The 10,931-nt window shown below is 60.4% G+C and carries 8 protein-coding genes; 2 read left to right on the plus strand and 6 right to left on the minus strand.

The annotated features are described in order from the left end of the window. A partial coding sequence (locus JNL55_RS12750; protein WP_293853417.1) for a TOBE domain-containing protein occupies positions 1 to 199 on the minus strand: 199 nt, incomplete at its 3' end. A gap of 178 nt (positions 200 to 377) precedes the next feature. On the opposite strand from JNL55_RS12750, the gene JNL55_RS12755 reads away from it, so the two are divergent. Both JNL55_RS12755 and JNL55_RS12760 read left to right on the plus strand, forming a co-directional pair. Continuing rightward, positions 378 to 1,085, plus strand: coding sequence for a glutamine amidotransferase (locus JNL55_RS12755; RefSeq protein WP_293853419.1), 708 nt, complete (start codon positions 378 to 380; stop codon positions 1,083 to 1,085). Between the two features lie 160 nt (positions 1,086 to 1,245). Next, complete coding sequence (locus JNL55_RS12760; protein ID WP_293853421.1) at positions 1,246 to 1,896, plus strand: DUF4197 domain-containing protein; 651 nt, start codon at positions 1,246 to 1,248, stop codon at positions 1,894 to 1,896. A gap of 2 nt (positions 1,897 to 1,898) precedes the next feature. Here the strand turns inward: JNL55_RS12760 and JNL55_RS12765 are convergent, their stop codons facing one another. The 5 genes from JNL55_RS12765 to JNL55_RS12785 all read right to left on the minus strand — a co-directional run. Beyond that, entirely contained in the window at positions 1,899 to 3,881 is a 1,983-nt protein-coding gene (locus tag JNL55_RS12765) for an alpha/beta hydrolase family protein (RefSeq protein ID WP_293853423.1), read from the minus strand. A gap of 74 nt (positions 3,882 to 3,955) precedes the next feature. Beyond that, positions 3,956 to 5,665: a serine hydrolase domain-containing protein gene (locus JNL55_RS12770; RefSeq protein WP_293853425.1), complete on the minus strand. Its 1,710-nt coding sequence runs from the start codon at positions 5,663 to 5,665 to the stop codon at positions 3,956 to 3,958. Beyond that, positions 5,662 to 7,074: an amidohydrolase family protein gene (locus tag JNL55_RS12775; RefSeq protein WP_293853428.1), complete on the minus strand. Its 1,413-nt coding sequence runs from the start codon at positions 7,072 to 7,074 to the stop codon at positions 5,662 to 5,664. Before JNL55_RS12775 ends, JNL55_RS12770 begins: the two co-directional genes overlap by 4 nt. A 3-nt stretch (positions 7,075 to 7,077) precedes the next feature. Then, on the minus strand, positions 7,078 to 8,541 hold the full coding sequence (locus JNL55_RS12780) for a serine hydrolase domain-containing protein (RefSeq protein ID WP_293853431.1): 1,464 nt from the start codon (positions 8,539 to 8,541) through the stop codon (positions 7,078 to 7,080). A gap of 1 nt (position 8,542) precedes the next feature. Then, on the minus strand, positions 8,543 to 10,931 hold a 2,389-nt coding region (locus tag JNL55_RS12785), incomplete at its 5' end, for a TonB-dependent receptor domain-containing protein (RefSeq protein WP_293853433.1).

Here is a 10,931-nt window from a genome sequence, read left to right on the forward strand (position 1 = left end):
CGACCATCACACTCGATGCTTTGATGACGGCATAGGCGCGACTCCCTTCCTTCAGGCCCAGTGCCTGCACCGCGTCCAGGGTAATGATGGAAACGATGGTGATGCCGGGCGCCACTTCCAGAACCACCTCGGCGTTCACCGCGCCCCGCTCGATCTTCTGGACCACGCCGGGGAGAGTATTGCGGGCACTGAGTTTCATGACGTTCACCCGTTGAGTTGCAGAGCCCGCACCCTGCAACTCTCTGCCGCCCACTGGCATCAGGGGTCTCCGAACACAGTTGCAAGCAATTGACCCGCTGTGGATTAACGCGCCGTCGTTATATACCATCCGACACAGCGCAAGCCGGCGCGTCGCCGGCCACGCGGGCGAAAAGAACATGAAACGCGCAGTCGTCATTCAGCATCTTGCCTTCGAGGACCTCGGGTCGCTGCAGCCGGCGCTGCACACGGCTGGCTATTCCATTCAGTACTTGCAGGCCGGCGTCGACCGGCTCGACGATTTCAATCCGCTCGAAGCCGAGCTGCTGGTCGTGCTCGGCGGCCCGATAGGCGTGTACGAAACGGCCGAGTATCCGTTCCTGGCAGATGAGCTCACGCTGCTGTCGCGGCGCCTTGCCGCTCGCCGCCCAACGCTGGGAATCTGTCTCGGCGCACAGCTGATTGCAGCCGCCCTCGGCGCGCGAGTATTTGCTGGCACCAACGGCAAGGAGATTGGCTGGTCGCCATTGCAACCCGCATCGGAACTCGCGCCGAAGTCCGTGCTAGCGCCGCTGTTCGCTCCGGGTGTCGAGGTGCTTCATTGGCATGGCGACACCTATGAGCTACCGCACGGAGCCACGCATTTGGCGGCCAGCGCTCAGTATCCTCAACAAGCCTTCAGCGTCGACGACTTCGCGCTAGCACTGCAATTTCATCCCGAAGTGCAACCGGCGAACCTGGAACGCTGGTTCATCGGCCACGCGTTCGAACTGGCTAAAGCCAGCGTCTCTGTCCCGCAACTCCGCGAGCGCAGCCGCTCACTCTGCGCCACTCTGGAACAGGCGGCGCACTCGGTTTGGACGCAGTGGCTGGCGGCTAAAGGCTGATCGGCGGCCCCAAGGGTGACTGCGACGCGGAGCGGGCGATACACTCCGCCATCACCCGTATCCGCAGACCCGCAGGCTCACCATGCTCCGCCAAATTCGCCCGTTCATCGTCGCGGCTCTTACTGTGGCTGCTGGCCTGTCAATGACTTCGTGCGCCGAAATGACGCAGGTTCTGCAGCAGTCGGGAGCCGCCTCCACGGCCGGTGAGTCCAATCAGTCCACGCTGGCACGCGCCATCAAAGAGTCGCTGGAGCTGGGCAGCACGCGCGCGGCGGATCTGCTGTCGCAAACGGGCGGCTATCAGAACAGCCCCATCTATCGCATCAAACTGCCGCAGCAGGTGCAGCCATTGGCCAGCAAATTGCGACAGTTCGGCCTGGGCACCCAGATCGATAAGATCGAAACGCTGATGAATCAAGGCGCCGAGAAGGCAGCCGTCGAAGCCAAAGGTGTGTTCATCAACGCGGTGCGCGGCATGACCGTCACCGATGCGATGACCATTGTCCGAGGCAGCAACACCGCAGCCACCGACTACTTCCGTCAGCACACTGAAGCCGATCTACGCACTCGCTACTTGCCCATCATCAAGAGCAACCTGGAACAGATCGGCTTCTACAAGCAGTACCAGCAACTGCTGACCACCTACCAACAACTGCCGCTGTCCAATAAACCAGACCTGGATCTAGAGCAGCATGTGCTCACGCAAAGCCTGAATGCACTGTTCACTCAGGTTGGCGAAGAAGAAAAGGCGATTCGCAAGGATCCGCTGGGCCGCGGCAGCAGTGCCATCGCGGCCGTGTTCGGGCGCTGAGTCTATTGCAGATGGCTGCGATACCAATCTAGATATCGCTGATAGCGGTCGCGAACGAAGCTCGGCCGCGAGATGCCATGATGCTCGTTCGGGTAGATCACGAGCTGGGTCGGCACTTCCAGCGAGCGCAACGCCTGATACATTTGCTCACTGCCGACCAGCGGCACGTTGAAATCCTTCTCGCCGCACAGGAATAGCGTCGGCGTACGAATCCGGTCCGCGTTGAAAAACGGATAGGAATATTTCATCGCCACGGTGGTCGTCTCCCACGGCCGGCCGATCTCTCGCTCGAACTTGAAGATGTATTGGTTCACGCCATACAGCGCGAGGTCGTTTCCGAAGCCAGCACCAGAGATCGCGGCCTTGAAGCGCGTATCGTGCGCGATGACGAAGTTGGTCAGGATGCCACCGTAGCTCCAACCGCCAATACCCAAGCGCGCTGGATCCGCGACGCCGAGGCGAACGACATGATCGGCACCCGACAGCACATCGGTCACATCCTTGCTGCCCCAGTTGCGGAATATCGCTTGCCCGAACTTTTCACCGCGCCCGGAACTGCCACGATAATTGATGGTGACCACCACATAGCCTTGCGCCGCGAACAGTTGCCGCTCAAACGAAAAGCTCCGCGTGTCCTGTCCATGCGGCCCGCCGTGAAGACGAAATAACGTCGGATACTTTTTGCCAGCTTCGTAGCCGGGTGGTTTGACGAGCAGGCCATGCACTTCCACTCCGTCAGCGGCTTTGAACTTGATCTCTTCGGTCGCGCCCAAGCGCACGCGTGCTAACCAAGCGTCATTGTGAGCAGTCAGTTTTCGCAGTCGACCCGACTCGAAGGCGTGGATCTCCGGCAGCGTGTTGTCGGTCGCAACGAGCATAGCGACTCGATCGCCGGCACGCGTGTACTTACCTACAACGAGCGCGCCCGGGACAGTTCGTTGAATGTCACCGCCTTCCTTGGAGACGCGAGCCGGATAAACGGACTGATCGTCTTGGACCAGGAAATCGATGAAGCGACCGTCTGCGGCAAAGCGCGGATCGCCGATTTCACGATCCAGTTTTGTCGTGAGCAGTCTCGGTGTGCCGCCGTCCGTAGACACGACGGCGAGCCGATCCATGTTGTACCCCGAATAGTCCAGCGGGCTGCCTTGCAGATAAGCGATGTCGCGCCCGTCGGGACTCCAATTCGGTTGCGTGTCCGGCCCTTCAAAGCTAGTCAGTCGTCGCGGCACACTGCCCGCCTCGGCTTTGGCAACGTAGATGTCAGTGTTCTGCGTCCGGTCCGGATCGGCGGCGCGATTGCTCGAGAACGCGATCTGCGTGCCGTCGTGCGACCAGGTCGGATCGTCTTCTTCGACGTTGTCCTGTGCTGTCAAAGGCTCGGACCGGCCAGAAGCCAGATCGTAGAGATAGATGCGTCGACGCTCGCGACCCGTGAGATAGCCTTCGTTATCGCTCTTGAATAGATAGCGCTCGATGACGATGGGACGCAGCGCTGGATCGCCCGCAGCGGGCTCATTCTTCTTCATCACCACCGCAAGCCGACTGGAATCCGGCGACCAAACATAGTCGCCAATCTGCCCGCTCAGCGCCGTGAGCTGTCGCGCTTCCCCGCCGCGACGATCGATGACCCAAATCTGTCTGCCCGCTGCTGGCCCCGAACGCGAGCTGAGGAATGACAAGTAGCGCCCATCCGGACTCCATCGCGGCGAGCTAGCGGCATCCGTTCCGTGCGTCAGTCTGATTTGCTGAGTGCCGTTCCAACTCACCATCCACAGGGAACGATTGCCTCGATCCGCCGGCAGATCGATGTTGCCGACGCTGTACGCCACCCACTCGCCATCGGGCGAAAGCTGCGGATCGTCGACTTGTAATGCCTCGGCAAAATTATCGACAGCGAGTAACCGCGACTCCGCGGCGTGCAACACCGACGGGCCGACGACGAGCAGCGTCGATGAAACCAGTGCCGCAAACAACTTGATCATTCATTGCTCCCACGCTTCCTCTCCAAAAGTTAGCGTAGGCAGCAAGGCGGGGAATCGCGCAAGTCTGTCTGGCACTATCGAGATGGCGACAATCTCTGCGAGAACTCCAGCTTTCTCACGTTGGCGTAGTGCATGACGAGTCGTCCAGAAGCGCCCTTGAGGCCGGGTTGCACCGTCAGCGACAAGCCATTCAGCGGACCGGCGAGACTGTCGAATCGATTGGCCGCCGTAGGCACCAATGCTTGTGGCTCGGTCATCCACAGCGAACTCAGCATCAGTCGGCCGGAGTCCATCCACACCGTATAGGTCGCGTCGATTGCATCATTACGATATCGCCCCGCCAGCCGAGCGAGCTCCGACGCGGACGGTGTTGCGAGCTGCACGCGCTCGTGGCGACGCGTGCGATACGGCGAAGTTACGTTGGGTGTGTCATCGCTGCCGCCAGTCATTCGCTCCAACAACGCCGAGACCTGACCGTTCTTGGCTCGCTCGATTTGAAAGATCGAACGCCGTCGGGTGCCGATATGGAAACTGCCGTCGGCGTGGAATGTGAGCCGGCCTTTGGTGGCAAGCACATCCTTGGTAATCATCGCCTCGCCATCCGACGCCAACGTCAGCATCCGTCCATCGACGCTTTGATAGTTCCCTGCCAACGCATGCAGCGTCGCGACGTCTGGTGTCACTGACATCCCAGCGTCGCTGACGGAACCAGACGGCGTCGGCAAGTACAAAGCGACCAATCGCTCGAGCATGGCACTGTCGTCCACCGTCCCGTTCGACAAGATGACGACGGCAAAATCGTCGTCGGGAAAATAACTGAACATTCCTTGGAAGCCGGAGATACCGCCGTCGTGGACGATCACCGCGTGGCCAGCTACCTGGCTGCGCTTCAGCGCAAATCCGTAGCCGATACGCGTGCCATCATTCAACTGCACAGGCTCGGTCAGCCTCGCGATCAGTCGAGCATCGCCCACCGTGGGATGCGCAAGATTGCCCGCCCATTTGAGCAGATCGCCGACGGTCGAGAGTACGTTGCCCGGCCCAATGGCCGCACGGTTGTACACTGCACGACGCCATGTGCCAGCGGTCGGGCCCGCCTGATAACCGACCGCGTAGTCCGGTTGCAGATCGTTCAAGTTGTCGCGCACTCGGGTGTGCACCATTCCCAGCGGCTCGAACACACGCCGTCGCAGAAACTCCTGCGGAGGCATACCCGACACCGCACGAACAATCTCTGCCAGCAACACGTAATCGCTGTTCGAGTACTCATACTCGGTGCCAGGCACGAAGGACAGTTCCTTCTGCGTGCGCAGCAGATTCAAGATCTGCTGTTGACGCAGCAGACTCTCATCGTCATAGCCCGCCAACATCGCCAGCGACAGGTAATCCGGCATACCGCTGGTGTGATGCACGAGATTCGCGACCGTCACCGGCGTACCGAAGTCCGGCATCCAAGGCAGGTAGGTTCGCAGATCGGCCTGCAAGTCGAGCTTGCCTTCATCGGCCAGCAGCGCAACGGCGAATGCCGTGAATTGTTTGGATACGCTCGCGAGATTGAAGACCGTGTCTGCCGTCACCGGCACGCGCAGGTCCAGGTCCGCCATCCCGAAGCCGGCCGCGAACACGGGTCGACCCGCTTGATAGATACCAACCGCGAAACCCGGCGCATTGGCTTGCGAGTACGTGCTCAGCAACGAGGTCACTTCTACATCGCTCGGCCTCTTCCCACTTGCCGCGGCCTGACCGAAGACGACAACCGCCAGCACCAAGATCAACCGCATCATGGTGTCACGCTCCAGATCGGACGAGTCGGCAACCGATCTCGGTCGATCACCTGGCCTTGCTTCATCACCAACACCTGCTCTCGAATGTTACGAATCGAAGCGAGCGGATCGTTCCGCAATAACAGCAGATCGGCATACTTGCCTACTTCGATGGTGCCGAACTTATCCAATGCGCCGCAGGCCAGCGCGCCATTGCGCGTCGCTGCTACGAGGGCTTGCGCTGGCGACATGCCCAGATCCACCAAGCGTTCAATCGCCAGCAGTGTGCCCGAGCCAGGGCGCAGACCTTCCTCATCGGGTTCCGCCGCTCGGTCGAACTCCGGCGAATGATGTCGATAGGCGTCGGTCGCGACACTCACTATGCATCCCGACGCGATCAGCTTCCGTGCATTCTCTCGCCAGGTGTGACTCATCAGTTTCTTGGCACGCGCTTGGCGTTGCTCCCATCCAGTGGGTGCTCTAGCAGGTGACTGCGACAGTTCTTCACTTGGAGATTCTGGCACTCGCATATCCAGCGCCGGGAACAACGAACAAATCACTTTGCGTTCGCCGATGAGCTGCACCAGTTCGTCCGGAATGGGTACGGGCAACACTTCGGGGTGTTGAATCAAATCGACGCCCGCCAGCACCGCCTCACGCATTGCCTCCGTGGACCCTGCATGAGTTTCGATGAGCAAACCGCGTCGATGAGTCTCCTCGACCAGAATCGTCTGTGCTCGCGGCGAGAACAGCATCCAGCCATTGATATGACTGGTGGCGCCGTACTTGATGAAGTCCGGCCCCTTCGCCAGGTACGCGCGGATAGCAGCGCGTAACTGCTCCGGCCCCATGTCGACGAGTTCTTCGCCGGCTTGTTCGACGAATCGATCGTTGATGCGCTCTTCGAAGTAGCTGCTGGGAACCTTGTCCGCGAAGGTTTTCGAGAACGGACCACCCCAGCCCACGATGTTTCCGGCGACTAACAAGCGCGAGCCCACTACCTCACCGTTCGCAATCGCATCTCGCACAGTGCGCAGAGGCGCCAACATTCCGTAGCTGTCGCGAAGCGTGGTGATGCCATGCTTCAACGATAGCTGTGCGGCCTCCAGGATGACGTCGGTCATCCGGTCCTCGTACTTCGCCAACTCTTCGACACCTGCGATCACCGACAGATGCACGTTGGTATCGATCAGGCCTGGAATCAGATACTGGCCGCGTGCATCGATGACCTCCGCAGCTGCGGGAACGCGAATCGACGCAGCCGGCGCAATCTTGACAATCCGCTGGCCGCTGACGACGACGGTCATATGGCTGCGAGCCGCGCCGCCATTCCCGTCGATCAGCGTTACGTCGCGGATATAAATGTCGCCCGCGATGGCCTGTGCCACCGCCGCGGTCACCCCGAGCAGTATTAGAATGAATGCGCGCAAGCCCTACTCCTTACGCAACTCTGCCCAGTGATTCAAAGAGAAGTGGTTGCCCACTGCACTGATACTTCCTTGCAACGCCGACCCGCGTAGCTTGAGAGCAAGATCCAACTTGTAGTCGGGAAACCTGCGCGTTTCTTCAGTGCCTAGTTCTCCAACCGCCGCACCATGCAACCAGCCGTCGTGCATGTGAGCATCTTCGACCAAGGTGAAAGGTTGATCGCCCACGCGTATACGAATCGCTGCCGGATCCCGAAGATCCAGCTGCAACGGCAAGACCGCTTGACCTGTATGCAGCGAACCGCGCCATAGCCCCTGCAACTCGGAAGCAACCGGAGCATTGTTGGCGGCACTCACCGCCGGCACAGTCTTGGTCCAGCGAGGTAGCAGCTGATGCATGGCTGCATCGACGATGGCCGTGGTGGGATCGCGCCCTCGTTCGCGGCCACTATTGCTCAGCACAGCAACCGCAATGTCCTCGTCCGGAACAGCCATCACAGCGGTCGCGACGCCCGGCATGCCGCCAGTGTGGGATATCACGTGATAACCATCGGGCCTATCGACCACCCCCCAGCCCACGCCGAAGCCTTTGTTACTTTCGGCGGCGGACAGAGTGCTCGTTCGCCGATGCATGGTGTCGATGGAAACATCGGACAGAATGGCACGTTGCCCCTGCAAATGATCCTTGAGATGGAACATTGCGAAGCGTGCCAGGTCGTGAACGCACGCATACACCGACGAGGCACCGCGATGGTCGAAGTCATAGAAAGGAATGCGAGCGCCGGTCTCGTCGTAGCGCACCGCTTGAGATGCCTGCGCATCTGGAGCGACCACCACCGAGGAGTGATTCATGCCGAGTGGTGCAAACACCTCACGCTGCATGAAATCCTGATAGCTCTGCCCTGAGACTCGGGCGATGACAGCATCGAGAATGCCGTAGCCCAGGTTGGAGTATCGATACTGCTCGCCGGGCGCCGAAATCAGGTTGGCGTACCTGCGAATGGTTTCATCCATGGACGGCGGTGCGTACGGCTCATTGGCGAAGAAAAACTGCCGATGCTCAGCCAACCCCGACGTGTGATTGGCGACGCGACGTACCGTCGCCGCATCGCCCTCGCCCACCCAGGCATGCAGCTTTGCTTCGCCTAGATAACGATTCACGGGCGCATCCAGATCGACACGCCCGCGCTCCACCAACACCATCAAGCCAGTCGCAGTGACCGGTTTGGAAACCGACGCGAGCGAGTAAGGCGTGTGCACAGTGGCCGACACACGCGCCTCTTTGTCGGCCCAACCGAACGACTCTTCCCAGACGATCCGGCCGCCGCTCGCAACGGCGACAGAGATCGACACCACGTTCTGCTCGGCCATCGTGCGCCGAATCTGCTCGCGCACGGGTTCGAACTGATCCGCCGATGCTGCCTCGACTTGGGACAACAGCATCAGCACCGCAACGATTCGCAGCGTCATGTCAGAACGTCTTCGCCAGCGACAACCAGTACGTACGCAACCGCGGATCGCCGAACGGGCTGTAGTAGTTATTCAGATTGCCGGGATAGGCATCGAACGGCGGCGTCTCATCGAACAAGTTGCGAATGCCGAACTCGATGGACGTGCCGGACAGCATCTGTAAGCGCGCGCCCGGCTCGGGATCGAAGTGATAGCCAGCGAACACGGAGTGATAGATCTGGCTCGGGATGCTGCTGCCCCCCTGAGCTTGAATATATGTATTGCCTGGACCAGCGTACTGCGGATACGAGCCGTAGTAGTTGGTGCTCCAGCCCAGGTTCCAGGCCTTCAATGTCCAACCCAAGCTGGCATTGCCGCGCAGCTTCAACGGCCCACCGTTATTGACCTGATTCAAGAAGTCCTGCAGCGACGCGCCGAACACTCGTTCCTGCTCGAAATGCAGCACGCGCGTGGCGCCGGCATTGAAATCGAACGCGCCCCAACGATCGGTTTCGAGACGGTAGCCCAGCGATACATCGACGCCATCGGTCCGCGCTTTGTTGGCAGGGATGAGGCTGTAGTCCACCAGCGTGATGGCGCCGACTCCGTAAGGATCGTTGGCCGCCGGCGTGCCGCGCACCACGCGATCGGGATACGTGCTTTCGCTGTCGACGATGCGTTGAGCGGTCGGCGTCACCGGCACGTTGGTCTGGTCGAAGCGATACCATTCCACATTGGCTCGCAAGCCAGGCAGCCATTGCGGTTGCCAGATCAAACCCACGTTCCAGTTCTTGGTCTCTTCCGGCTCCAGGTCCGGGTTGCCGCCCGAGATGTAATTCACGCTGACCGGCGTGTTGCCACGACGCGGATCGATCACGGTCTGCGTGGCATTCTGCCCGCCGACATTGTTCATGACCACCGCGGGATTGAGCAGTTGCGAATAGTCCGGCGGCATGAAGGCCGTGCCGTAGCTCATTCTGAAAGTGATGTCATCGGTTGGCATGTAGCGCAGACCGACGGTGAAATTGGTCGAGCGGTACGAGGTCTCCGAATGCGCGATGGGCGTACCTGCACCGACGACGACATATGTGGTGCCGGTGCTGACCTTGAAGTCTTCGGTACGCACCGCGAGCTGCATGTCCAACTTGCGTACCGCCGGCATTTCGTTGAGCGCTGATACCAGCGGCACCGAAGACTCTAGATAGATGCTGTTTGCGGTCTGCGACTGCCCGGGAAACAGCAACTCGCTCGACTGCGCCGGAGCATTGGCAAAGCTGGTGTAGTACCGACCGTTGCTGAAGCCTTCCTTGCGATGCTCGACGCCGATTGTCAGCGTCGGCGCGCCGGCAGGCAGCGAACCGAGCGGGCCGGCGAGACGCACACCGACATCGTTCAGTGTGGCCGGGAAGTTGACGCCGTAGCGACCCAGATAGGACGACAGATCGAGCGGATTCGACAACGTATCGACGAACGGATTCAACACACCGCTACGGATATCGGCGGAGAATCTCGCTGAGTTACGCATCGGGCCGTCGTAGCGCAAGCGACTCGAACTCCATGTGTAGTCCGCCTCGCCTTGCCAATCGTATGGCAACCGGACGGTGAAGCCCGCAGTGACGCGCTTGCTCAACGCCTCCGACTCGATGACCCCACGGGTGGGATCGACGATGTTGATGGTGACCGCTTCGGTGAATGGATTGGTCGGTGCAGTTGCAGGTACAGCGATCGCGACGCCACTGAAAGGCGCGAGCGTGGTGCGACTGCTGTTGCTGTTGACGGAGAATGCAGCGAACGTTTCGAGTCTTTCTCCCCACGCCCGACGCAACGTCATCAAAGCAGATTTCACGGTTGGCGCGCCGAGCGCTTGGCCATTCAGGCCACGACGACCGTCGGCCGTCTCGCCAAGGTCGTAGTTATAGTTACCAGCATCTGCCAGCAGCCCTGCTCCCAATGCGGTCGCGGCAGTTGCGCCCGAGGCTCCGGTCGGAATGTATGTAATTCTCGAACCGAGCGAGCCGCCGCCGTACTCCGGCCGAAGCACCAGCGGATTGCCGCTCACCGAGGCGATGTTAGGTGTCGTGCCACCGCTGAACGGCGAGCCTGAGGAGAAGAACGTCGGACTGTTGCTGTTGATAGTGTCCAGGCCGCGTTGGAGCAACTCCGGCCGGTCTCGGTTCAACAACGCTTCTGCTTCCGAATAGTGCGCGGCCAACAACACATGAGTCTTGCCGTCTTCCAGCGCCGTGCCGTAGGTGGCGTCGAACGTGCGAATCGGCGCGTTCGTGTCGAATGTGTTGTCCTGGGTGACCTTGATCTCGGCGCCGGTGTATTCGTGCTTGAGCACGATGTTGACGACGCCGCCGACCGCAGCACCGCCATAGATGGCAGCGGCGGACGATGGCAACACCTCG

This window comes from Steroidobacter sp. (assembly GCF_016790065.1).
Classification (GTDB): Bacteria; Pseudomonadota; Gammaproteobacteria; order Steroidobacterales; family Steroidobacteraceae; genus Steroidobacter.